Source organism: Streptomyces sp. NPDC002701, assembly GCF_042889045.1.
Classification (GTDB): Bacteria; Actinomycetota; Actinomycetes; order Streptomycetales; family Streptomycetaceae; genus Streptomyces.
The window spans coordinates 396,470-419,334 of record NZ_JBIAQL010000001.1 but is presented as its reverse complement, the minus strand read 5'-3'; the positions used below and the strand labels follow the sequence as shown (position 1 = coordinate 419,334).

Annotated in this window: 18 protein-coding genes; 11 read left to right on the top strand and 7 right to left on the bottom strand. The window is 71.7% G+C overall.

All coding sequences use genetic code 11. The features are described from left to right. Positions 1 to 133: 133 nt before the first annotated feature. On the bottom strand, positions 134 to 715 hold the full coding sequence (locus tag ACFYXC_RS01765) for a biotin transporter BioY (protein WP_388908948.1): 582 nt from the start codon (positions 713 to 715) through the stop codon (positions 134 to 136). A 386-nt stretch (positions 716 to 1,101) separates the two neighbouring features. Here ACFYXC_RS01765 and ACFYXC_RS01760 point away from each other — a divergent pair, with 386 nt between their 5' ends. The 7 genes from ACFYXC_RS01760 to ACFYXC_RS01730 all read left to right on the top strand — a co-directional run bounded on the left by ACFYXC_RS01760 (position 1,102) and on the right by ACFYXC_RS01730 (position 7,958). After that, positions 1,102 to 2,313: an ROK family protein gene (locus tag ACFYXC_RS01760; RefSeq protein ID WP_389545671.1), complete on the top strand. Its 1,212-nt coding sequence runs from the start codon at positions 1,102 to 1,104 to the stop codon at positions 2,311 to 2,313. Between the two features lie 308 nt (positions 2,314 to 2,621). Further along, positions 2,622 to 3,689 carry an ABC transporter substrate-binding protein gene (locus ACFYXC_RS01755; protein ID WP_389545668.1) on the top strand — a complete coding sequence of 356 codons (1,068 nt, stop codon included), beginning with the start codon at positions 2,622 to 2,624 and terminating at the stop codon, positions 3,687 to 3,689. 5 nt (positions 3,690 to 3,694) lie between these two features. After that, entirely contained in the window at positions 3,695 to 4,588 is an 894-nt protein-coding gene (locus tag ACFYXC_RS01750; protein ID WP_389545665.1) for an ABC transporter permease, read from the top strand. Then, positions 4,564 to 5,409, top strand: coding sequence for an ABC transporter ATP-binding protein (locus ACFYXC_RS01745; RefSeq protein ID WP_389545662.1), 846 nt, complete (start codon positions 4,564 to 4,566; stop codon positions 5,407 to 5,409). Before ACFYXC_RS01750 ends, ACFYXC_RS01745 begins: the two co-directional genes overlap by 25 nt. Then, on the top strand, positions 5,406 to 6,752 hold the full coding sequence (locus ACFYXC_RS01740; protein ID WP_389545659.1) for an LLM class flavin-dependent oxidoreductase: 1,347 nt from the start codon (positions 5,406 to 5,408) through the stop codon (positions 6,750 to 6,752). The genes ACFYXC_RS01745 and ACFYXC_RS01740 overlap by 4 nt, the downstream gene beginning before the upstream one ends. Positions 6,753 to 6,793: 41 nt before the next feature. Then, a complete protein-coding gene (locus ACFYXC_RS01735) occupies positions 6,794 to 7,687 on the top strand; it encodes a TauD/TfdA dioxygenase family protein (RefSeq protein ID WP_389545657.1) in 894 nt (297 codons plus the stop codon). A 43-nt stretch (positions 7,688 to 7,730) separates the two neighbouring features. Beyond that, the gene (locus ACFYXC_RS01730) at positions 7,731 to 7,958 is read left to right on the top strand and encodes a hypothetical protein (protein ID WP_389545654.1); all 228 of its coding nucleotides are present in this window, start codon (positions 7,731 to 7,733) and stop codon (positions 7,956 to 7,958) included. Positions 7,959 to 7,973: 15 nt separating this feature from the next. On the opposite strand, the gene ACFYXC_RS01725 is transcribed toward ACFYXC_RS01730, so the two are convergent. After that, complete coding sequence (locus ACFYXC_RS01725) at positions 7,974 to 8,630, bottom strand: DsbA family protein (RefSeq protein ID WP_389545651.1); 657 nt, start codon at positions 8,628 to 8,630, stop codon at positions 7,974 to 7,976. Between the two features lie 175 nt (positions 8,631 to 8,805). Between ACFYXC_RS01725 and pepN the strand changes: the two genes are divergently transcribed. Together pepN and ACFYXC_RS01715 are read left to right on the top strand one after the other, a co-directional pair. After that, a complete protein-coding gene (pepN, locus tag ACFYXC_RS01720) occupies positions 8,806 to 11,385 on the top strand; it encodes an aminopeptidase N (protein ID WP_389545649.1) in 2,580 nt (859 codons plus the stop codon). A 427-nt stretch (positions 11,386 to 11,812) separates the two neighbouring features. After that, entirely contained in the window at positions 11,813 to 12,859 is a 1,047-nt protein-coding gene (locus ACFYXC_RS01715) for a hypothetical protein (protein WP_389545646.1), read from the top strand. Between the two features lie 4 nt (positions 12,860 to 12,863). Here the strand turns inward: ACFYXC_RS01715 and ACFYXC_RS01710 are convergent, their stop codons facing one another. The 3 genes from ACFYXC_RS01710 to ACFYXC_RS01700 all read right to left on the bottom strand — a co-directional run bounded on the left by ACFYXC_RS01710 (position 12,864) and on the right by ACFYXC_RS01700 (position 16,657). After that, positions 12,864 to 14,039, bottom strand: coding sequence for a serine hydrolase domain-containing protein (locus ACFYXC_RS01710; protein ID WP_389545643.1), 1,176 nt, complete (start codon positions 14,037 to 14,039; stop codon positions 12,864 to 12,866). 132 nt (positions 14,040 to 14,171) lie between these two features. Continuing rightward, entirely contained in the window at positions 14,172 to 15,932 is a 1,761-nt protein-coding gene (locus ACFYXC_RS01705) for a TIGR03767 family metallophosphoesterase (RefSeq protein ID WP_389545641.1), read from the bottom strand. A gap of 251 nt (positions 15,933 to 16,183) precedes the next feature. Beyond that, complete coding sequence (locus tag ACFYXC_RS01700) at positions 16,184 to 16,657, bottom strand: NUDIX hydrolase (RefSeq protein ID WP_389545638.1); 474 nt, start codon at positions 16,655 to 16,657, stop codon at positions 16,184 to 16,186. A 244-nt stretch (positions 16,658 to 16,901) separates the two neighbouring features. Here ACFYXC_RS01700 and ACFYXC_RS01695 point away from each other — a divergent pair, with 244 nt between their 5' ends. Next, on the top strand, positions 16,902 to 20,219 hold the full coding sequence (locus tag ACFYXC_RS01695) for a S8 family serine peptidase (protein ID WP_389545635.1): 3,318 nt from the start codon (positions 16,902 to 16,904) through the stop codon (positions 20,217 to 20,219). 66 nt (positions 20,220 to 20,285) lie between these two features. Here ACFYXC_RS01695 and ACFYXC_RS01690 read toward each other — a convergent pair whose 3' ends face one another. Together ACFYXC_RS01690 and ACFYXC_RS01685 are read right to left on the bottom strand one after the other, a co-directional pair. Then, complete coding sequence (locus tag ACFYXC_RS01690) at positions 20,286 to 21,083, bottom strand: hypothetical protein (RefSeq protein WP_389545632.1); 798 nt, start codon at positions 21,081 to 21,083, stop codon at positions 20,286 to 20,288. Position 21,084: 1 nt separating this feature from the next. After that, positions 21,085 to 21,639 carry an RNA polymerase sigma factor gene (locus ACFYXC_RS01685; RefSeq protein ID WP_388908972.1) on the bottom strand — a complete coding sequence of 185 codons (555 nt, stop codon included), beginning with the start codon at positions 21,637 to 21,639 and terminating at the stop codon, positions 21,085 to 21,087. Between the two features lie 180 nt (positions 21,640 to 21,819). Between ACFYXC_RS01685 and ACFYXC_RS01680 the strand changes: the two genes are divergently transcribed. Further along, positions 21,820 to 22,857: an aspartate-semialdehyde dehydrogenase gene (locus ACFYXC_RS01680; RefSeq protein ID WP_388908974.1), complete on the top strand. Its 1,038-nt coding sequence runs from the start codon at positions 21,820 to 21,822 to the stop codon at positions 22,855 to 22,857. The last annotated feature ends 8 nt before the right edge of the window (positions 22,858 to 22,865 follow it).

The following is a 22,865-nucleotide window of genomic DNA, read 5'->3' as shown; positions in this document are numbered from 1 at the left end:
GACGGCCGGCCCGGTCCGGGCGGCGCGGGGGCCGTACGACGCGGAAGAGGCCCGCGGGGTCGAAGTCGGTGGACGACGACGACGACCCCGCGGGCCTCTTTCCGCGCGCACCACGGCGTGGACGCCGTAGCTGTCAGCTCTCGCGCCTGACGAACTTCCAGGCGGTGGGGAGCAGACCCATCGCCAGGGCGGCCTTGACCGCGTCGCCGATGAGGAACGGGGTGAGGCCCGCCGCCACGGCCTGGGCGGCCGTCAGGTCGGCCACGAGGGCCAGGTACGGGACACCGACCGCGTAGATGATCGCCTCGCCCGCCAGCATCGCGCCCGCCATGCGGAGCATCGAGCGGTCGGCGCCGCGGCGGGCGAGTGCGCCCACGACGGTCGCGGCGAGCAGCATGCCGAGGATGTAGCCGAAGGACGCGGTGGCGCCGGAGCTTCCGCCGGAGAACCACGGCAGGCCCGCGAGGCCGAGCACCGCGTACAGGGCGAGGGAGGACAGGCCGCGGCCGGCGCCGAGCGCGGTGCCGACGAGGAGGGCGGCGAAGGTCTGGCCCGTCACCGGCACCGGGGAGCCCGGGACGGGCACCGCGATCTGGGCGGCGAGGCCGGTGAGCGCGGCGCCGCCCGCCACGAGTGCGATGTCCCTGACGCGGGAGGCGGGGAGGAGGTCGGCGAGGACCTGGCGCGGGTGGGTGGTGGCGACGGCGGTGGTCATGGGGGCTCCGGCGGGGGTGTGGGTGGCGGGACCTGTCGACGCTATCCCAGCGGGGTCGGGTCGATCACCGTCAGTGGTCGACAAAGGGGATCACCGGGGGTTGGTCCATCTCCGACAAAGGATGTGCCCTACACCCGTGAGGGCGTGACGCTGGTCACGGAGCCGGTCTGGTCGGACGGGGGCACAGCCCCTACCCTCGACCCATGGTCCCCCAAGCCCGGAACTTCGCGTCGCGTCGCTACGTCGACCTGCGACGCCAGGGAACGGCCACCTGTCGCCACCGCTGAGGCGGGCGGAGCGTTCCGGCTCGCCGAGACGAGACAGACGGCGGGCGCCCGACGTACGGCGCCTGCGCCGTGTCGGACCAGCCTCCGAGGACATTCCCCATGCCCAGCCCCTCCCTCGCCCCCGTACGCCCCCGCCCGGCTCCCCGGGGAGCCGTCAACAGCGACCGGCGCAGGACCAGCGCCAGCGTCGTCCTGCGGGCGGTCCTGGACCACGGTCCGGTCGCCCGCAGCACCATCGCCCGCCTGACCGGCCTCTCCCCGGCGTCGGTCACCGACCACTGCTCCCGGCTCACCGGACTCGGCCTGATCGAGGAGTCCCCCGAACCCCGCCGGTCGAACGGCGTCGGCCGCCCCCACGTGCCGGTCGACCTGGACGGTTCCCGGTTCGTCGTCGGCGGCGTCCACGTGGCGGTGCCGTACACCACGGTCGCCCTCCTGGACCTGCGCGGCCGGGTCGTCGCCGAGCGCCGGCTGGGCCACGACGGCGCTCCCGAACCGGCCCGGGTGCTCGCCGGGGCCGCGGCCGGCCTGCGGTCCCTGCTGGCGGACGCCCCCGGCCGCACCCCCCTCGCCGTGGGCGTCGCAGCCGGCGGCTGGGTGGACCGGGACTCCGGGACCGTCGTGGAGCACCCGCTCCTCGGCTGGCGCGACGTCCCCGTACGGGAGGCGATGCGCGCGCACACCGGGCTGCCGGTCCATGTGGACGGGCACGCACGGGCGCTGGTCAACGGTGAGCGGCTGTTCGGGGCGTCGGCGCGCGGCAGCCTGAGTGTGCTGCACCTCTTCGTCGGCAACGTCGTGGACGCCGCGTTCGCCACCCACGACGAGGTCCACCACGGTCCCCGTTCCCAGGCCGGCTCGATCGCCCACCTTCCGGTCGCGGGCGGCACGGAGCGCTGCGACTGCGGCCGGACCGGCTGCCTCCAGGTGGAGTTGAGCGAGCGGACCCTGTGCCGGCGGGCACGGGAGGCCGGGATCATCCGTACCGCGAACCCCATGCACGTACTGGCCGCCGCGGCCGGCGGCGACGCGGTCGCCGTACGTCTGCTGCGCCGCCGCGCCCGGATGACCGGCCGGGCGGTGCGGCTGCTGCTCGACGTGCTGAACCCGGACACGGTCGTCGTCACCGAGGCGGGCGCGATCCACCGGGAGGACTGCCTCGCCGCGCTGCGCGAGGAGGTCGGAGCCGACCGGGGGGCGAGCGTCGTCCCGACCAGTTTCCCGGATTCGGTACTGGCCGTCGCGGGTGGTTCGGTGGCTCTGGACGTGCTCTACCGGGATCCGCTCGGCGTGTCACCGGGACCGATTTAATTCAGAAGATCCGAATGTTGACAGGCTTCCCACCAGGCCAGGAGCATCGTGTCCATGAGCTGCCGCACCCTCTGTTGTTGATACCGCACGCCGAAGCGCCGGCACATCCGGCATCGACACGTTGACGCGCTGACGATCCGTCCGCGTCCGTCCGTCGTCTCCCGGCATGCCCCGCGTGCGTCTGCCGTTCCCCCTCCCCCGCGTGTCTCGCGTCTCCCGGCTGCCCCCTGCCGCTGCCGGGTTCCGCGCGCACCCCTGCCCTCCGCGGCACGGCCGTGAACCGCCCCTTGAATTCAGGGAGTCCTCCCATGCCACCTCTGACCGCGTCCGGAGTCGACCGGCGGCTCTTCCTCTCCTCGCTGCTCGGCGCCGCCGCCGCTGCCGGGCTCAGCGGCTGCGCGGGCAGCAGCGCCGCCGACTCCGGGGGCAAGGCGTCGGCGTCCGCCCCGCCGGCCGCCGAGGTCCCGCCCGGTACGAGCCTCAAGATCTCCTCGTACCAGGGCGTCCAGCAGCTTCAGTTCAAGCTCGCGGGGCTGACCGACCTGCCGTTCAAGGTCTCGTCCTGGGCGAACATCGGCGCGGGGCCCGACGTCATCAACGCCTTCCGCGCCAAGTCCCTCGACGTCGCCAACAACGCGGGCATCCCGCCCATCCAGGCGCACTACCAGGGCTACGACGCGAAGATCGTCGCGATCAACCTCACCCGCAAACCCAACTACCTCTTCGCCACCAAGCCGGGCAGCGACATCCGGTCGGTCGACGACTTCAGGGGCAGGAAGCTGGCCTTCTCGCAGGGGCAGGCCCAGGGTGTCGTCCTGCTGCGGGCGCTCAAGCAGGCCGGGCTGGCGTACGACGACGTGGAGCTGGTGCCGCTGACCAGCAACCAGTTCCTCACCGCGCTCCAGGCGGGCCAGGTGGACATCGCCCCGCTCGCCAACAGCCAGTCGCCGGCCTACCTCAAGCAGTACGGGTCCAAGGGCGCCCGCACCATCCCCACCGACGTGGTGGACCTCCTGAGCCTGCTGTGGGCGCCGGCCTCGGTGCTGGCCGACAGGGCGAAGGCGGCCGCGGTCGCCGCGTACATCCCGCGGTGGGCCCAGGGCCAGGTGTGGGCGTACGAGCATCCCGACGCCTGGAACAGGGAGTTCTACGTCAAGACGCAGAACCTGAGCCTCGCCCAGGCGGAGTCGATCACCGAGCTCGCGAACAAGCCCCTGTTCCCGCCCAGTTGGGACGAGGCCGTGAAGTGGGAGCAGGAGACGGCGGACCTGCTGGCCGAGGGCGGCTTCGTGAAGGCGTTCACGGTCGACTCGCTCTTCGACCGCCGTTTCGAGGGCATCGCGGCGAAAGCCGTCCCCGCCGAGTACCGGAGGTGAGCGCGATGTCCACCACCGCGACCACCTCCGCCCCCACACCCGTGGAGCCGCAGGACGCGCGGGGCGGCGGGGCCGTCACGGGCGCCGAGGCCACCGACCCGGCACGGCGGAGGGGCCGGCGCCGTCGCGGGCTCGCCCCCGGCAAGCGGCTGCCCGCCTCCCGCCTCATCGGGCCCTCCCTGTTCTTCGCGCTGTGGGCGGCCGCCTCGGCCGCCGGGCAGCTCGACCCCGGCGCGATCCCCGCGCCCTGGACGGTCCTGGAGACCACAGGCCGGCTGTGGAGCGACGGCACGCTCCCCACCGACATCCTGACCTCGCTGCAACGTGCCGGATCCGGGTTCGCCCTCGGGCTGACCGCCGGGGTCGCCCTCGCCCTGGCGTCCGGGCTCAGCCGGGTCGGCGAGGCGCTGATCGACGGGACGGTCCAGCTCAACCGGGCGATCCCGACCCTCGGTCTGATCCCGCTGTTCATCCTCTGGCTGGGCATCGGCGAGACCTTCAAGATCGCGATCATCGCCATCGTCGTCTACATCCCGATCTACCTGAACCTGCACTCGGCGCTGTCCGGCATCGATCACCGGTACGTCGAACTCGCCGAGGTGCAGGGGCTGTCGAGGCTCCGGTTCATCCGGGAGATCGTCATCCCCGGCGCGCTGCCCGGCTTCTTCGTGGGACTGCGGCTCGGCGTCACCGGCTCCTGGCTCGGTCTGGTGGTGCTGGAGCAGATCAACGCCACCAGCGGCCTCGGCTACATGATGTTCCAGGCCCAGAACTACGGCCAGACGGATGTGATCCTCGTCGGCCTGCTGATCTACGGCGTCTTCGGCCTGGTCTCCGACAGCGCGGTCCGCATCGTCGAACGGAAGGTGCTGTCATGGCGACGCACGCTAAACAGCTGACGCACACCGAACCCCGCACGCACCCCGGACAGCCGTCGTCCCCGGCGGCGCCCGCCGTCCGGATCCGCGGCCTGACCCGCTCCTTCGACGGCCGGACCGTCCTCGACGACGTCGACCTGGACCTGCCGGCCGGACAGCTGACGGCCCTGCTGGGCCACAGCGGCTCCGGCAAGAGCACCCTGCTCCGCGCCGTCGCGGGCCTCGACCACGAGGTCGTCGGCAGCGGCACGCTGAGCGCGCCGGAACGGGTGTCCGTCGTCTTCCAGGACTCCCGGCTGCTGCCCTGGCGCCGTGTCCTCGACAACGTCCTGCTCGGCACCGACGGCAGGCAGGCGGCGGAGCGGGGCCGCGCCGCTCTCGCCGAGGTCGGCCTGGCCGGGCGCGAACGGGCCTGGCCCAACGAGATGTCCGGCGGGGAGGCGCAGCGTGCCGCGCTGGCCCGTTCCCTGGTCCGGGAGCCCGAACTGCTGCTGGCCGACGAGCCGTTCGGCGCCCTGGACGCGCTGACCCGCATCAAGATGCACGGCCTGCTGCGCGAGCTGTGGGAGCGTCACCGGCCCTCGGTCCTCCTCGTCACCCATGACGTGGACGAGGCGATCGTGCTGGCCGACCGGGTGCTCGTCCTCGACCAGGGCCGGATCGGCCTCGACCTGGCCATCGACCGCCCGCACCCGCGCTCGTACCGCGATCCGCTGCTGGGTGAGTACCGCGAGCGGCTGCTCGCCGCGCTCGGCGTGACGGAGGACCACCCGGGCCACGATCCGGCGCAGACCTCCCCCGCGGACCCGGCGGCCCGCACCGACCAGAAGGACCACCAGTGAAGACCCGGCGCCGACTGCATCTCAACGCCTTCCTCATGAACACCGGCCATCACGAGGCGTCCTGGCGGCTCCCGGAGAGCGACCCGTACGCCCATGTGGAGCTCGGGCACTACGTCGGCCTCGCCAGGACCGCCGAGCGCGGCACCTTCGACTCGCTCTTCCTGGCCGACGGGCCCCAGCTGTGGAGCAACCTCGCGCAGCGGCCTGCCGGTGCCCTGGAACCGCTCACACTGCTCACGGCGCTGGCGACGGCCACCGAGCACATCGGTCTGATCGCCACCGCCTCCACGTCGTACAACTCGCCGTACAACCTGGCCCGCAGGTTCGCCTCGCTGGACATCATCAGCGGCGGCCGGGCGGGCTGGAACATCGTCACCACGGCGGGCGCCGAGGCCGCCCGTAACTTCGGGCTCGACGCGGAGCCCGCGCACGCGGAGCGGTACGCCCGTGCCGCCGAGTTCCTCGACGTGGCGCTCAAGCTCTGGGACAGCTGGGAGGACGACGCGATCGTCGCCGACAAGGCGGCCGGCGTCTGGGGCGACGACACGAAGATCCATCCGCCCCGCCACCGGGGCACGTACTTCGGCGTCGAGGGCGCCCTGAACGTGCCGCGCTCCCCGCAGGGTTATCCGCTGCTGGTCCAGGCCGGCTCCTCGAAGGACGGCAAGGCGTTCGCGGCCCGTTACGCGGAGGCGGTGTTCACCGCGCAGCAGACCCTGGGGGACGCGCGGGACTTCTACGCCGGCCTCAAGGCCCTGACGGTGGCGGCCGGCCGGGACCCCGACCACATCAAGGTGCTGCCCGGCATCGTCCCGGTGATCGGTTCGACGGAGGCCGAGGCCCGCGCGAACGAACAGGTGCTGGAGGACCACATCGTGTACGCGCACGGGGTGGACCGCCTGGAGAGCCTGCTGCAGTTGCCGCCCGGCACGCTGGAGCTGGACGGGCCGCTGCCCGCCGACCTGCCGCCGGAGAGCTCCATCGAGGGGGCCAGGAGCCGGTACACGCTGGTGGTGGAGCTGGCCCGGCGCGACCGTCTGACCGTGCGGCAGCTGATCGGCCGGCTCGGCGGCGGCCGCGGGCACCTCACCTTCTCCGGGACACCCGAGCAGGTCGCGGACGCCATCGAGGAGTGGTTCACCCTCGGCGCCGCCGACGGGTTCAACATCATGCCCGCGGTCCTGCCGTCCGGCCTCGACACCTTCGTCGACCACGTCGTGCCGATCCTGCGCTCCCGCGGCCTGCTCCGCGAGGAGTACGGCCCGCGCCAGACCCTGCGCGCGCGGTACGGCCTCCCACGCCCCGCCAACCAGCACGTCTCCCCGGCACTCACCCGCGTCTGACCCGCCCGCACCAGGCCCGCCCGTACCCGAGAGGAACCCCCATGCCCGGCATCGAGATCAGCAGGATCACCGCCAGGATCGGCGCGCGGATATCCGGCGTCGACATCGGCGAGCCGCTCGACGAGGAGACCGTCACCGCCCTGCGGAACGCGCTGAACGAACACAAGGCACTGGTCTTCGACGACGTCGGCCTGGACGACGAGGGCCAGCAGGCGTTCGCCCGGCACTTCGGCGACCTCACCACCGCCCATCCGACCGTGCCCGCGGTACCGGGCGCCCCCAACGTGCTGCCCGTCGACAGCGAGCGCGGGCGGGCCGCCAACAACTGGCACACCGACGTCACGTTCGTCCTCAACCCGCCGCAGGCCAGCACCCTGCGCAGCATCACGCTCCCGCCGTACGGGGGCGAGACGCTGATCGCCAGTTCCGCCGCCGCCTACCGCGACCTGCCCGAGCCCCTGCGGCTGCTGGCCGACACGCTGTGGGCCGAGCACACCAACGACTACGACTACGCGGTGCCCGAGGAGGAGATCGACGAGGCGCAGGCCGCCCAGCGCGCCCAGTTCACGTCCATCGAGTACCGGACCGCGCACCCCGTGGTCCGGGTCCACCCGCTGACCGGCGAGCGCGGACTGTTCATCGGCGGCTTCGCCCAGCGGATCGTCGGCCTGTCTTTGGGCGAGTCCCGCAAGGTCCTCGACCTGCTCCAGGCGTACGTCGTGCGGCCCGAGAACGTCCTGCGGCACCGCTGGTCGGCGAACCAGCTCGTGCTGTTCGACAACCGCATCACCCAGCACTACGCCATCGACAACTACGACGGCCTGCCGCGCCGCCTGAACCGGGTGACGGTCGCCGGTGACGTGCCGGCCGGTGTCGAGGGCAAGGAGAGCTACTCGATCACGGGCGACGCGTCGCACTACACGAAGGTCGCCTGACCGGGGGCTTCCGGTATGCGGCCCTCCGGGTGATGGTTGCCGGATGCGGATGAAGAGCTGCAGCACCTGCAAGAGCCAGAGACAGCCACACCGCTTCCTGGAACCGAAGGAAGCGGTGTGGGTCAAGGAGCACCTGAAGGAGAAGTTCACCGGCACGTACATGATCTGCTTGGCTCCTCTGGACGACGGAGCCAAGCAGTGCCGCAACCTCCGCACCTCCTGGGCCGAGAAGCACCTCAAGGAGCCCCTGCGCCTGCCCGAGCAGGAATGAGGCTCCCGCAACCGGTCACAGGTTGCTGAAGTCCGGGCCCTTTGTGCGAGTGCGCTTCAGTTCGTAGAAGCCGGGGACCGAGGCGACCAGGAGCGTGCCGTCCCAGAGCTTGGCGGCCTCCTCGCCCTGCGGGGCCGGGGTGACGACCGGGCCGAAGAAGGCGATCTGCTCGCCGTCGGCGCCGGGGACCGCGATGACGGGCGTGCCGACGTCCTGGCCGACCTTGTCGATGCCCTCCTTGTGCGAGGCGCGCAGCTCGGCGTCGAACTCGAAGTCCTCCTGGTCGGCGTAGTCGATCAGGTCGGCGGGCAGGCCGACCTCGTCGAGCGCGCCGGCGATCGCCTCCTTCGTCAGGCCGAGGCCGTCGTTGTGGATGCGGTTGCCGAGCGCGGTGTAGAGCGGGCCGAGGATGTCGGAGCCGTGCTTCTGCGCGGCCGCGGTCACCACGCGGACCGGCTGCCAGGCGGTGGTGGCGAGCATCTCGCGGTACTCGTCGTCGAGCTCGTCCAGCTTCGGCTCGTTCAGGACCGCGAGGCTCATGATGTGCCAGCGCACCTCGATGTCCCGGACCTTCTCCACCTCCAGGACCCAGCGCGAGGTCATCCACGCCCAGGGACACAGCGGGTCGAACCAGAAGTCGACGGGAGTCTTGGCAGAGGTCTGTTCGGACATGTTTCTCCTCGGTCGGGATCGTTCGCCGTCAGGGGCCCTGGGTGCTGCTTCCAGCGTCAACGCGATCGGTCGTCCGTGCCATTCCCGGGTACCCCGTGTCAGGGGCGCATGGCAGGATCGGTCCTGTTCACACGTATGCGACGTGTATCCAAGACGCCACGAGGGAGTGCCGCCCGTGCCCGGTGAGAATCTGTCCCGCGACGAGGCCCGCGAGCGGGCAGCACTGCTGTCCGTCGAGGAGTACGAGGTGTCCCTGGACCTGCGCTCCGCGGTCGGCGGGACGGATGCCGGGCCGCGCACCTTCCGGTCGGTGACGACCATCCGGTTCCGCAGCGCCGAGCCGGGCGCCACGAGTTTCGCGGACCTGATCGCACCGAGTGTCACGGCCGTCTCGCTGAACGGCAGGGACCTCGACCCGGGCGCGGTCTTCGACGGCTCGCGCATCCTCCTGGAGGATCTGGCCGAGGAGAACGAACTGGTCGTCGACGCCCAGTGCGCGTACAGCCGCACGGGTGAGGGCATGCACCGCTTCGTCGACCCCGAGGACGGCGAGGTCTACCTCTACACGCAGTACGAGCCGGCCGACGCCCGCCGCGTCTTCGCCAACTTCGAGCAGCCCGACCTCAAGGCGCCCTACCGCTTCGAGGTGCGGGCCCCCGAGGGCTGGGTCGTGTGGAGCAACGGCGTCGGTGAACTCACCGACGGGGTGTGGAGGTTCGCCGGGACCAAGCCGATCTCGACGTACATCACGGCGGTCGTCGCCGGCCCCTACCACTACGTGACCGACTCGTACGAGCGTGTCCTCGACGACGGCACCCGGCTGGAGATCCCGCTCGGCGCGCTGTGCCGCAAGGGCCTCGCCAGGCACTTCGACGTCGACGACGTCTTCCTGGTCACCAAGCAGGGCCTGGACTTCTTCCACGACCACTTCGACTACCCGTACCCGTTCGGGAAGTACGACCAGGCGTTCGTGCCCGAGTACAACCTCGGCGCGATGGAGAACCCGGGACTCGTGACGTTCCGCGAGGAGTTCATCTTCCGCGGGAACGTGACGCAGGCGTCGTACGAGCGCCGGGCGAACGTCATCCTGCACGAGATGGCCCACATGTGGTTCGGCGACCTGGTGACCATGGTCTGGTGGGACGACCTGTGGCTCAAGGAGTCCTTCGCGGACTTCATGGGCGCGTTCTCGATGGTCGAGGCGACCCGCTTCACGAACGGCTGGATCACCTTCGCCAACAACCGCAAGGCGTGGGCGTACCGCGCCGACCAGCTGCCCTCCACGCATCCGATCACCGCCGACATCCGTGACCTGGAGGACGCCAAGCTCAACTTCGACGGCATCACGTACGCCAAGGGGGCCTCGGTCCTCAAGCAGCTGGTGGCGTACGCGGGCCGGGACGCCTTCCTTGAGGGCGCCCGCCGCTACTTCAAGCGGCACGCGTACGGGAACACGCGCCTCGGTGACCTGCTGTCGGCGCTGGAGGAGACGAGCGGGCGCGACATGGCCGCCTGGTCGCGGGCCTGGCTGCAGACCGCCGGGGTCAACTCCCTCACCCCGCAGGTCATCCTCGACGCGCAGGGCCGGGTCTCCGAACTGTCGGTCCTCCAGGAGGCCGCCGAGTCGCATCCCGAACTGCGGCCCCACCGGGTGGCGGTGGGCCTCTACCGGCGCGAGGGCGCGGACGGCCCGCTCGTGCGGTACGCGCGCGCCGAGGTGGACGTCGACGGGCCGCGCACGGTCGTCGGCGAGCTGGCCGGCGCGGACGCCCCCGAACTGGTCCTCGTCAACGACGACGACCTCACGTACTGCAAGATCCGCTTCGACGAGGGGTCGCTGGACACGCTGCGCTCCCATCTCGGCGACATCACCGACCCGCTCGCCCGCGCCCTGTGCTGGTCGGCGCTGTGGAACCTGACCCGGGACGCGCTCATGCCCGCGCGGGACTTCATCGGCCTGGTGCTGCGTTTCGCCGGCCGCGAGTCGGACATCGGTGTGCTCCAGACCCTGCACTCCTGGGCGAACTCCGCGCTGACCCACTACGCGGCGCCCGGGTGGCGGGAGACCGGCGGGCGGCTGCTCGCCGAGGGCGCGCTGCGTGAGCTGCGGGTCGCCGAGGCCGGCAGCCAGCACCAGCTGACCTGGGCGCGTTTCCTCGCGGCGGTCGCCTCCGAGGAGGCCGATCTCCAACTGCTCTCGGGGCTGCTGGAGGGCACGGAGAAGATCGACGGGCTCGAGGTCGACCAGGAGCTGCGGTGGGCGTTCCTGGAGCCGCTCGCCGCGCACGGGGTCGCCGACGAGGCCGCGCTCGCCGCGGAGCTCGCCCGGGACGACACCGCGTCCGGGAAGCGGCACCAGGTGCGGTGTCTGGCGGCGCGGCCCTCCGCGGCGGTCAAGGCGCAGGCGTGGGCCTCCGTGGTCGAGTCGGACTCGCTGTCCAACGCGCTGGTGGAGGCGACGATCGCCGGGTTCGCGCAGGCGTCGCACCGGGAGCTCGCCGCGCCGTACGCCTCGAAGTACTTCGAGGTGATCGAGCGGGTGTGGGAGGAGCGGTCCATCCAGATCGGGATGGATGTGGTGCGGGGGCTGTTCCCCTCGCTCCAGGACTCCCGGGCCACGCTGGACGCGGCCGACGCGTGGCTTGCCTCCCATGGGGAGGCTGCGCCTGCGCTGCGGAGGCTGGTGCTTGAGGCTCGGGATGATCTGGCTCGGGTGTTGCGGGGGCAGGAGTGTGATGTGGCTGCGGGTGGATGATTGGCTGCCGCCGGCTGGGCTGTCGGGTGCGCGTTGGCTGCCGCCGGCTGGGCTGTCGGGTACGGGTGCGCTGTGGCTGGTCGCGCAGTTCCCCGCGCCCCTGAAAGATTGTGCCGTTCCCCGCACCCCCGAAAGATTGCGCCGTTCCCCGCGCCCCCGAAAGACTGCGCCCGCCCGTGCCCCCGAAGGATTGCGGTGTTCCTCGTGCCCCTAAGAACCCTCCTCCAACGGGGGACGGTGGTTCGGGGGTTGACTTTGGGGGGTTGCAGGACGGTTACGGGATTTGGGGGGTCGAAGCCGTGACCCCCTTTTCAACCAGGGGGTTTCGGCAGTCGAACGTTTGGACTTTAGGGCGGGCTTGTCCTGGTTTGACGACGGGCGTGTAACAGCGGTTATGCACCGGGCCGGGCGCGGCAGATTCGGGAGCATGAACCACAACACCCCGCTCTCCCCCCGGCCCCTGCGCCACCTGTCCGACGTCCAGCAGCGTGTCCTGACCACCGCGCACCTGCGGGCGCGGGGCGTGAGCGGCGCCGACATCAGCGCCCAGTGCCGGCCCGGCGGCTCCTGGCAGCAGCTCCTGCCGGGCGTCTTCCTGCTCCGCCCGGGCCCCGTCACCACCGAGGAGCGGCTGCACGCGGTGCTGCTGTACGCGGCCCGCTCCCCCGTCACCGAACCGGGGGTCCCCGCCCAGCCGGACGCCGGCGCACCGTACCCCCCGAAGCGGTACGCCGACGCGATGATCACCGGTCTCGCGGCGCTCGCCCTGCACCGCTTCCCGTGCGTTCCCCCGCTGTCCTCCCTCGACCGCGTCGACGTCCTCGTCCCCCGGCTGCGCCGGCTGCGCTCCACGGGCTGCGTCCGGATCGTCCGGACGTCGGGCCTGCCGGAGCCCGAGCAGATCACCGGCGTCCCGGTGGCGCCCGTCCCCCGCGCACTGGCCGACGCGATCGCCGACCTCACCGACGCGGCAGCCGTACGCCACCTGCTCACCGAGGCGGTACGCGGCGGCCACTGCGAGCCCGCCGCCGTCGTACGGGAGCTGACGCAGGCCCGGCTGCTGGGCCGGCCGCACGTGGTGGACGCGGTCGACTCGCTCCTCGCCGAGGGCCGTGCCATCGCCGAGAGCCGGCTCTACCGCATGGTCGCGGAGCACGGCCTGCCCGACCCGGTCTGGAACGTGGACCTCCGGCTGCCCGGCGGCCCGCACCTCGGCGGCCTCGACGCGTACTGGCCCGACCAGGCCGTCGCCCTCGAACTCGACACCCGCACACCCCGCCAGGACGACGACACGATGTGGTCCGAGTACGCCCGCAAGCGTGAGCACCTGGAGCGGCTCGGCATCACGGTCGTCCACGTCACGCCGAAGAAGCTGCGGGACTCGCCGGAGCAGCAGGCGACCGTGGTGCGCACGGCTCTGATGGCGTCGGGGGACCGCGATCCGGCGGCCTACGTCGAGGTACTGCCCCGGTAGGGCGCTACTTCGGCTTCGGGCAGAACTCCGCCTCGATCACCGCGTCGCTGTTCCCCGACCAGTCGCCGTTGAAGTTGAAGGCGAGCGAACGGCGGCCGTCCGCGGTCGTGACGGCCTCCGAGTTGGAACCGTGGATGCCGCCGCCGTGGCCCCAGACGACGACGCCGCAGCTCAGCTCGCGTTCGATGAGGCCGAGGCCGTAGCCGGCCTTCGGGGCCTCGGACACCTTGACCGTCGTCTTCATCTCGGTGAGCTGTTCGCGCGGCAGGAGCCTGCCGCGCAGCAGCGCCGAGTAGAAGCGGTTGAGGTCGGCCGAGTCGGAGATCATCTCGCCCGCCGCGGAGGCGAGGGAGGGGTTGAGCTCCGTGACGTCGTAGGTCGGGCCGGTGACCGAGGGGGCGAGTTTCCCGTACGCCCGGCTGCTGGGCCCCGGCACCTTCGGATACGTACCCGGGACGAGGGTGGCGCGCAGTCCGAGGGGCTCGATGAGGCGCCGGCGGATCTCGTCGCCGTACGGGTGGCCGGTGGCCTTCTGGATCACCATTCCGGCCAGGACGTAGTTGGTGTTGGAGTAGTTCCACGAGGCGCCCGGCGCGAAGTCCGGTTCGTGGGCCGTCGCGATGCCCACCAGGTCCCGGGGCGACAGTTCGTCGTAGCGGTGCGCGAAGAAGCCGTCCTTGAGGAAGTAGGTCCGGGCGAAGTCGTCGTCCGCCGTGTAGTCGAAGATGCCGCTCGTGTGGTTGAGCAGTTGGCGCAGGGTGATCCGGCGGCCGTCGTGACCGTTGCCGCGCACGACGCCCGGCAGCCACTCGTCCACCGTGTCGTCGAGCGAGAGGCGTTCCTCCGCCTCCAGCTGGAGCAGGACCGTCGACACGAAGGTCTTGGTGATGCTGCCCACGCGGTAGCGGTCGTGGGCGGAGCGGGGCTTCTTCGTCCTCAGGTCGCCCACACCCGAGGTGGCCTTCCAGGTGCCGCGGGTGTCCTCGGCCCGGGCGGTCACGCCGGGGACTCCGTCCTTGACGGCGGCGTCGATGGCGCTGCGGGTCGCGGCGTGGTCCGCGGCCGGTGCGGTCCGCGTTGTCGGCGCCGGGGAGTCGGCGAGGGCCGCCGGAGCGGTCAGTGCGGCCGCGACGAGGGCGGCGGTGCCGGTCAGGCCCAGGCGCAGGGTGCGGGATGACATGTCGTGTGCCTTCCGTCGTGGGTGAACCGACGGGAGGGACCCCGCGGGTGGCCGCGCGGGTTGCTCCGCCCTGGGACGGTTGGGCGTGTTCGAGCCCCTTTCGGGGTGCCGGCGAACCGGAGTCCGAAGGGCTCAGCCCTTCTTCAGGACGAGTTCCGTGTTGCGGTCCTCGGGCGTGCCGCTGAGGTCCGTGCGGGCGCCCGCGGCGTTGAAGGAGAGCTCCCGGTACAGGGCTGCCAGACCCGTCTGGGAGAGGTCCGTGAAGTCCGTGTCGTGCGGGGCCGCGGACTCGATGAGCGTGGTGAACAGGGAGACCGTGCCGTCGTGGTTGTCGGCGACCTCGATCACCCGGGCGAGCTGCGGGAAGTCGACGTGCGAGGCGGTGGAGACCTCCCAGAAGGAGCGCCCGTCCGGGGCGGAGTGCGGGGTGATCCTGTTCCGGTGGCTGTGGCCGTTCACCCAGGCCAGCACCGGGCGGTGGGCGCCGAGCAGGGCGAGCACCTCGTCACCGCCGTGCCGCCGCTCCCCCGGGTGGGCCGGGTCCTCGCGGAGGTTGCGCATCGACTTGCTGGTGTGGTGGCTGAAGACGATGACGTGTTCCTTGTTCTTCTCGGCCGCCTTCAGCGTGCGCTCCAGCCACCTGAGCTGGCCGGTGCCGAGCGAGCCCTCGTAGTGGCCTCCCGGGTCGGTGGTGTCGAGGCTGACACCGATCAGGTCGTCCGCGATCCGGAACGTGTAGTACTGGGTCCCCGCGGCGAGGTTGGCCTGCGAGTAGCCGTGTCCGACGGGGCCCACCCCGGCGTGTGCCGGATCGAGGTGGGCCCGGAGGTACTCGGCGGGTGTGAAGGGGGCGCGGCCCTCGTCCGGGGTGACCGGACGCAGCTTCCGCGACTGGGACTTGAGCATCGCCTTGAAGCCGGCGCCCGTCGGGTCGCCGCCCTTCCTGACGTTCTTCCAGATGCGGACGCCCTCCGACTCGTCAAGCGTCATCAGCTTCCTGCCGCCGACCGCGAACTCGGCGAAGAAGGAGTCGCCGGGCGCGTAGCAGCCGCCGGGCAGGGAGTCGTGGTTGCCGACCGTGGAGTACCAGGGCAGGTTGAGGCCGGGGCTGCGCACCTCGCGGATCGCGGCGGCGAGGAAGCCCTCGATGCGCGGGAAACCGAGCTGCTTGTCGGCGTCGCGCAGGGCCGAGTCGGGCTGCCAGTACAGCTTGAGGTCGCTGTTCTGGACGCCCTCGTAACGGGCCGGGTCACCGGAGTTGGGCGTGATACGGCCGCCGCTCATCACCTTCAGGAACCAGTCCAGCTCCGTCTTGGCGTTGTTGTCGGTGTTGTCGCCCGTGGTCATCACGAAGTGCAGCGGGGACCCGGTGACGGGGGCTCCGCGCAGCGCGTTGACGCGCTCGACGAGCGAGACCGCGCCGGGCACCGACAGGGACTCCTGGGGCCGCCAGGCGCTGGCGGTCTGGGCGCGCAGGTACTCGTACCGCAGCGGGTGCTGTACGTCGACCAGGTGCAGGTCCGTGAACTGCACGAACGCGGCGAGCGCGGTGCGCCGTCCCTCCCGTCCCGCCTTGGCGGCGGCCAGGTCGCCGCGGACGACGCGCGGCCAGGCGGGCCCGTCCCCGAGCCGCCGGAACCCGGAGCCCGGGCGCGCGGTCGCGAGGGTGGAGAGGGTGGTGCCCCGGGTGTACGGGGCCAGGGGCGCGGCCGGTGCCTGACGGGAGACCGCGATGGACCGACCCTGGGTGGTGGCGGCGGTGTCGGTGGCGGCCTCGCTGGTTCCCGGCCGCAGCGCGAAGCCGATGCCCGCGGAGAGGGACACCGCCCCGGTGGCGGCCAGGAAGGCGCGGCGGTCACGGGCGGCGGTGGCGACAGAGCGTATGCGCGACATGGCGCGGTCTCCCCGGGTACGAACGCGTCAGCAGTGGTCGCGGGCGGTTCGCCGACGCGAACTTCCCGCTCTTACTGGATGGTTGGCATCCGGGGTGACCTGCGCGTTAACTGGACGGCAACGGGCAGCGCCGATCACCGTACGTCGATCTTGGACTACCCTCCGCGTCCACCGGGTCCTCTCCGAACCGAGGCGGGCCGGTCACTCCATGTTCATCTGGCGGGGTAGGGGGCAGGTCCCGCGCGCCGACGTCAGGCGTCCGCGGGGTGTTCCGGGACGCCCGTCACCCGTCCGGTCGCGGGCCGGTCCCGCCACAGTCCGAGCCCTACGTCGACGAGTCCCACGCGCGTCAGCGCCGGTACCTCGTCGAGCGGGTGCCAGGCCGCCAGGTCGGTCGAGCCGCCGATCTCGTGGCGCAGTTCGCCGCCGGTGACGCGGGCCTCGTAGACGATCCGCAGACCATGGAGGTCGACGGCGGCACCGAGGCGGCGGGGATGGGTCTCCCGGACCGTGTCGACGCCGAGCAGGGCGACCGGCTCGACGGTGTACCCGGTCTCCTCCTCGGCCTCCCGGACGACGGTGTCGTACGGGTCCTCGCCGTGGTCCGTGCCGCCGCCCGGCAGCGTCCAGCGCTTGCCGCCGTCCCTGGCCACCCAGCGCGCGAGGAGCATTCGCCCGTCCCGTACGCACACGGCGTAGGCCGCCACCCGCAACTCCTTGTGCATGACCAGACGTTATGGCCCGACGTGACGGCAGGGACACCCGCACGTCCCGGTTTGGCCGGAGATCGACCGCATGACGTATGGCGGAATTACGCCATGAACACTTCACGTCACGGTCAGCTCTCCCCAAACATCTGTCTCGTGGGTAAAGCTGAGCGGTCATCCGGGTTCACATTCCGGACTGACGCGATCGATTCGATGTCGATCCGATCGTGAACGGACTTTTCCTTTACCTACAAGGATGCTGATGACCCTCAACTCTCAGCGCGCTCCGATCAGCGGGGCGAGACGCGCGGCACGCATAGCCGTCGCCGCCGGTCTCGTGGCCGCTCTCTCCGCGGCAGGGCCGATACCCATGGCGTTCTCCGCGGACGACCCGGGCACCTCCGCCGACACGCCGGTCAAGTCCGCGAGCGGCAAGCTCGGTTCGGCGGACGCGGACCTCCTCGCCGAGGCGCAGGCGGCCGGCGACAAGAACGTCACGATGATGATCGCCACCGCTCCCGGGCAGACCGAGCAGGTCGCCGGGCAGCTGGACGCGGTCAAGGGCGGCTCCGTGGGCCGCACCCACGACAAGCTCGGCTACGTCCGCGCCACCGTGCCGACCGCCCGGGCCGAGGCGGCCATCGCGGCGGCCTCCAAGCTCTCCTCCGTGCACGGCATCGACCTGCGCCAGGAGATCGCGCTGGACGACCCGACGCCGTCCGGTGACCGGGCGAAGGGGGCCAAGAAGACCCCGACCGCCGGTTCCTACCCGGCCCCCGGGAAGAACACCCCCGCCGAGAACCCGTACAACCCGTCCTTCGAGACGGGTGCCGTCGACTTCGTGGAGGACAACCCGAAGGCGGACGGCCGCGGCATCACCATCGGCATCCTCGACTCCGGTGTCGACGTGGCGCACCCCGCGCTGCAGAAGACCACCACCGGCGAGCGCAAGATCGTCGACTGGGTGACGGCGACCGACCCGCTGGTCGACGGCGACGCCACCTGGCGCGCCATGGTCAACGCCCGCTCGGGCCCGGTCTTCACCTACGACGGCGAGAGCTGGACGGCTCCGGCCGGGAACTACGCGGTCAGCCGCTTCCGCGAGTCCGCGTCCACCGGCGGCGACGCCAACGGCGACCTCAACCGCGACGGCGACACCACCGACAGCTGGGGCGTCCTCTACGACGCCGCGGCCGGGACCGCCCGCGTCGACCTGAACGACAACAACGACTTCACCGACGACACGCCGATGAAGCCGTACAAGGACGGCTACCAGATCGGCTACTTCGGTACCGACGACCCGGCGACCGCCATCGTCGAGCGCGTGCCGTTCACCGTGGAGATCCGCAAGGACGTCCCGATGGACCCGCTGGGCGGCGACTGGGTCGGCAAGAAGGCCGACTTCGTCAACATCGGCATCATCGAGTCCGAGCACGGCACGCACGTCGCCGGCATCACCGCCGCCAACAAGCTGTTCGGCGGGAGGATGAACGGCGCGGCGCCCGGCGCCAAGCTCGTCTCCTCGCGCGCCTGCACCTGGACCGGCGGCTGCACGAACGTCGCGCTCACCGAGGGCATGATCGACCTCGTCGCGAACCGCGGCGTCGACATCGTGAACATGTCGATCGGCGGCCTGCCCGCGCTCAACGACGGCAACAACGCGCGCGCCGAGCTCTACACGCGTCTCATCGACACCTACGGCGTGCAGCTGGTCATCTCGGCCGGCAACTCCGGCCCCGGCGCCAACACCATCGGCGACCCCGGCCTCGCCGACAAGGTCATCTCGGTCGGCGCGTCCATCTCCAGGCAGACCTGGGCCGCCAACTACGGCTCGGCCGTGGAGAAGAAGTACGCGATGATGCCCTTCTCCTCGCGCGGCCCGCGCGAGGACGGCGGCTTCACGCCCACGCTGACCGCGCCCGGCGCGGCCATCAACACCACGCAGACCTGGTTCCCCGGCGGCCCGGTCGCCGAGGCGGGCTACTCCCTGCCGCCCGGCTACTCGATGCTCCAGGGCACCTCGATGGCGTCCCCGCAGGCCGCGGGCGCCTCCGCGCTGCTCCTGAGCGCCGCGAAGCAGAAGCGCATCGATCTGACGCCCGCGAAGCTGCGCACCGCGCTGACCTCGACCGCCGACCACATCAGCGGCACACAGGCGTACGAGGAGGGTGCGGGCCTCATCGACATCCAGGACGCCTGGAAGTCGATCCGCCGCGGCGCCACCGCCCACGAATACACCGTGAAGGCGCCGGTCGACACCGCGATCGACTTCGCGCTGGAGACCCCGGGCTTCGGCACCGGCCTCTACGACCGCGAGGGCGGCCTGAAGGCCGGGCAGAAGAAGACGTACGACGTCACCGTGACCCGTACGACCGGCGCGGACCGTGCCGTCCGGCACGAGCTGCACTTCGAGAACAACCGGGACAGGACCTTCCGGATCGTCGGCAAGGACGAGATCTCGCTGCCGCTGAACAAGCCGGTGACGGTGAAGGTCGAGGCCAGGCCGGAGAACTCCGGTCTGAGCAGCGCCATCCTGGAGGTCGACGACCCGCGCACCGAGGGCGTCGACAAGCAGGTCCTCACCACGGTGGTGGTCGCCGCCCCGCTGGCCGCCCCGCAGAAGTACGCCTACTCCGCGTCCGGCACGGTCCAGCGCAACTCCAGCAGGTCCTACTTCGTGACCGTCCCCGAGGGCGCCAAGAACCTCGAGGTCGCGATCGGCGGGCTGAAGGCCGGCAGCCAGACCCGGTTCATCGCCATCCACCCGTACGGCGTCCCGGTCGACAACACCTCCACGCCGTACTGCTACAACAACTACCTCGACGGCAACGGCTGCCGCCCCGACCTGCGCTCGTACAGCGACCCGCAGCCGGGCGTGTGGGAGATCGAGGTCGAGTCCCGCCGTACGTCGCCGGTGCTCGACAACCCGTACAAGCTGAGCGTCGAGGTGCTGGGCGCCGAGTTCGACCCGGCGGTCGTGACCGTCCCCGAGGCCAAGGTCGGTACGCCGACGCCGGCTTCGTGGAAGGTGACGAACAAGCTGGCCGCGGTGGACGGTTCGCTCCGGGGCGGCCCGCTCGGCTCCTCCAAGAGCACGCGGCCGACCATCGCCGACGGCGCCACGGACGTCGTCACGGTGGACGTGCCCGCGGGCGCCGAGTCGCTCGACGTGTCCATCGGCAACGTCTCGGACGCGGCCGCCGACCTCGACCTGTCGGTCTTCGACGCGCAGGGCAACGAGGTCGGTTCGTCGGCCGACGGCGACTCCGAGGAGGCCGTCTCCGTCCCGTCGCCCGCGGCCGGCACGTACCGCGTGCTGATCGCCGGCTACTCGGTCCCGGCCGGCAGCACCGCGTACGACTACCTGGACGTGTACTTCGCGCCCTCGCTCGGACAGATCGAGGTCGACTCCACGCCCGTGAAGCTCGCCACCGGGGCGTCGGCGTCGATGACCGCGAAGGTCGTCGCGAACGCGGCGGCGCCGGAGGGACGCACGTTCTTCGGGCGCGTGCAGCTCGTGAACGCGCGGGGCACCGCGGCCGGCACCGGCAACGTGCTGATCGAGAAGGTCGTGCCGTAACCGGCGCAGTGGTGACGTAGCAGGGGGCGGGCGTCCGGGTGACCGGGCGCCCGCCCCTTCCGGTTCTCAGCCCCGGCCGTCATCCGGGCCCGGGCACCGCAGACCGCGGGCTCCCGGGAGCGCCCGCAGGATCTCGCTCCGGGCGTCGCCGACTCCCGGGCCGGTCTCCCAGTCCTGCCCGTCCTGCGCGTACACCGGCACCCTGACCAGGGTGTACGTGCCGGCCTTCAGGTCCTCGCGCGCACTCGTCGGCAACGTGACGGTGATCGTCGGGTGGTCCTTCGCCGACTGCTCGGGCCGGTAGTAGCGCTCCACCTCCAGGACGACGCTCACGTTCCCGGCGCCCGCAGGCGTGATGCTCCGTACGGTCCCCTCGGCGAGGACCTTCGCGCACGCGAGGTGCCGCTCGGCCGAGGAGGACTTCGCCCCGCCCGCCCCGGAGTCCTGCTCGGCGGTCGCCGAGTCGGCCGAACTGGTGGCGTCGCCGCCCCCGTTCGACCCGAGCCACACCAGCCCGCCGAGCATCGCGGTGCCCGCGGCCACCACCAGGGTGCCGAGCGCCACGCCCGCGTACCGGCGGTACCAGGGCGGCTGCGAGGGTTTGAGCGGCCTCGCCGCCGTGCGCGGTACGGAGGCCGGGGGTACGGAGGCCGCCGGGGATACGGAGACCGGGGACGGCTCGGTCGCGGGTGGCGGGCCCGCCAGGGTGTCACCCATGATCCGCAGCTGTTCCCTGAGCAGGGCCACGTCCGCGACCGCCGACCGGTGCTCCGCCATGAACCGCGCGTCGTCCCGGGCCCCCTCGGGCAGGGGCTCCTCGGTGATCGCGGCCAGCAGCGCGTCGATCCCTTCGTGTTCGGCCACGTCACACCACCTCGTCCTCGTGCAGGCGGGCGCGCAGCGCGCGGACCGCCGTGTGCAGCCTGCTCTTGACCGTGCCCTCGGGGATGCCGAGCTGTTCGGCGATCCCGCGGACGGGCAGGTCGGCGTAGAAGCGCAGCACGAGGATCTGGCGCTGGGCGTCCGGCAGCTCGTCCAGTCCCTGGGCCACGGCGAGCGACAGCACCTTCGTGTCCTCACCCGCGTCGCCCACGGTGTGCTCCTCGGACCGCAGGGCGGCCAGGCGCTCGCCGATCCGCTCCTGCCGGCGCCTGGCCCGGTGCCAGTCCATGGCGAGGTTCGAGGCGACGACCGCCGCCCACGCGGAGACGTCCCGCAGTGCCTCGGCCCCGCTCGCCTCCCGTTCCAGGAGCCGCAGACGTACCTGCTGTACCCCGTCCGGCAGGTCCGCCTGCGGCACCCCGCCGAGCGCGAGCACCGCACGCACCCGGCGCTCCTGGGCCGCGTCCAGGGGGTCGGCGGGCGTCCCCCCGGCCGCCTCCCCGCCCCCCTGGACGCGGCGGGCCTTTCTGCGCAGCACAGCTGCCCTCCCCTCGCCGCGTTTCCTCTAGGACGCACGCGGCGCGGGAAACGTTCGGCCGACCTCGACGGAGGTGTACGTCACACCGTCTCAGTGCGCGGGCAATGGATTGGACACATGGGCCGGGGTGAGACACATGATGGAATCTCGGCCATCAGGGAACAGGCAGAAGGAGTCACCGTGAAGGTAGGAATCGTCGGAGCCACCGGTCAGGTCGGCACGGTCATGCTGAGGATCCTCGCCGAGCGCGACTTCCCGGTGCGGACCCTGCGGCTGTTCGCCTCGGCCCGTTCGGCCGGTTCGACGATCGACTACAAGGGCGAGCCGGTCACGGTGGAGGACGCCTCCACGGCCGACTACACGGGCCTCGACATCGTGCTGTTCTCCGCGGGCGGCGCCACGTCCAGGGCCCTCGCCGAGAAGGTGGCCGCACAGGGTGCCGTCGTGATCGACAACTCCTCCGCCTGGCGCCGGGACCCCGAGGTCCCGCTGGTCGTCTCCGAGGTCAACCCGCACGCCGTGGCGGACCGGCCCAAGGGGATCATCGCCAACCCGAACTGCACCACGATGGCCGCGATGCCCGTGCTCAAGCCCCTCCACGAGGAGGCGGGCCTCGAAGCCCTCGTCGTCGCCACCTACCAGGCCGTCTCCGGCTCCGGTCTCTCCGGTGTCGCCGAGCTGCACGGGCAGGCGCAGAAGGTCGTCGCCGTCGCGGACAGGCTGACGCACGACGGTTCGGCGGTCGACTTCCCCGAGCCGGCCGTCTACCAGCGGCCCATCGCCTTCAACGTCCTGCCGCTGGCCGGTTCGGTCGTCGACGACGGCTCGTACGAGACCGACGAGGAGCAGAAGCTCCGCCACGAGTCCCGCAAGATCCTGGAGATCCCGGGTCTCAAGGTCTCCGGCACCTGTGTCCGCGTACCGGTGTTCTCGGGCCACTCGCTGCAGGTCAACGCCCGGTTTGCGCGGCCGCTGAGCGTGGCGCGGGCCACGGAGCTGCTGGGCGGCGCTCCGGGGGTCGCGCTCTCGGAGATCCCGACCCCGCTCGAGGCCGCCGGCCAGGACCCCTCCTTCGTCGGCCGCATCCGTGCCGACGAGACCGTGGAGCACGGTCTTGCGCTGTTCGTCTCCAGCGACAACCTGCGCAAGGGCGCTGCGTTGAACGCCGTTCAGATTGCGGAGTTGGTGGCGGCCGAGCTTGGCGCTGCGGCGGTTTGACGGGACGA

Excerpts from the sequence above, each read along its gene's own strand:
- ACFYXC_RS01765 (WP_388908948.1), bottom strand. The coding sequence starts at position 715 with ATGACCACCGCCGTCGCCACCACCCACCCGCGCCAGGTCCTCGCCGAC.
- ACFYXC_RS01760 (WP_389545671.1), top strand. The coding sequence starts at position 1,102 with ATGCCCAGCCCCTCCCTCGCCCCCGTACGCCCCCGCCCGGCTCCCCGG.
- ACFYXC_RS01755 (WP_389545668.1), top strand. The coding sequence starts at position 2,622 with ATGCCACCTCTGACCGCGTCCGGAGTCGACCGGCGGCTCTTCCTCTCC.
- ACFYXC_RS01750 (WP_389545665.1), top strand. The coding sequence starts at position 3,695 with ATGTCCACCACCGCGACCACCTCCGCCCCCACACCCGTGGAGCCGCAG.
- ACFYXC_RS01745 (WP_389545662.1), top strand. The coding sequence starts at position 4,564 with ATGGCGACGCACGCTAAACAGCTGACGCACACCGAACCCCGCACGCAC.
- ACFYXC_RS01735 (WP_389545657.1), top strand. The coding sequence starts at position 6,794 with ATGCCCGGCATCGAGATCAGCAGGATCACCGCCAGGATCGGCGCGCGG.
- ACFYXC_RS01730 (WP_389545654.1), top strand. The coding sequence starts at position 7,731 with ATGCGGATGAAGAGCTGCAGCACCTGCAAGAGCCAGAGACAGCCACAC.
- ACFYXC_RS01725 (WP_389545651.1), bottom strand. The coding sequence starts at position 8,630 with ATGTCCGAACAGACCTCTGCCAAGACTCCCGTCGACTTCTGGTTCGAC.
- ACFYXC_RS01715 (WP_389545646.1), top strand. The coding sequence starts at position 11,813 with ATGAACCACAACACCCCGCTCTCCCCCCGGCCCCTGCGCCACCTGTCC.
- ACFYXC_RS01710 (WP_389545643.1), bottom strand. The coding sequence starts at position 14,039 with ATGTCATCCCGCACCCTGCGCCTGGGCCTGACCGGCACCGCCGCCCTC.
- ACFYXC_RS01705 (WP_389545641.1), bottom strand. The coding sequence starts at position 15,932 with ATGTCGCGCATACGCTCTGTCGCCACCGCCGCCCGTGACCGCCGCGCC.
- ACFYXC_RS01700 (WP_389545638.1), bottom strand. The coding sequence starts at position 16,657 with ATGCACAAGGAGTTGCGGGTGGCGGCCTACGCCGTGTGCGTACGGGAC.
- ACFYXC_RS01695 (WP_389545635.1), top strand. The coding sequence starts at position 16,902 with ATGACCCTCAACTCTCAGCGCGCTCCGATCAGCGGGGCGAGACGCGCG.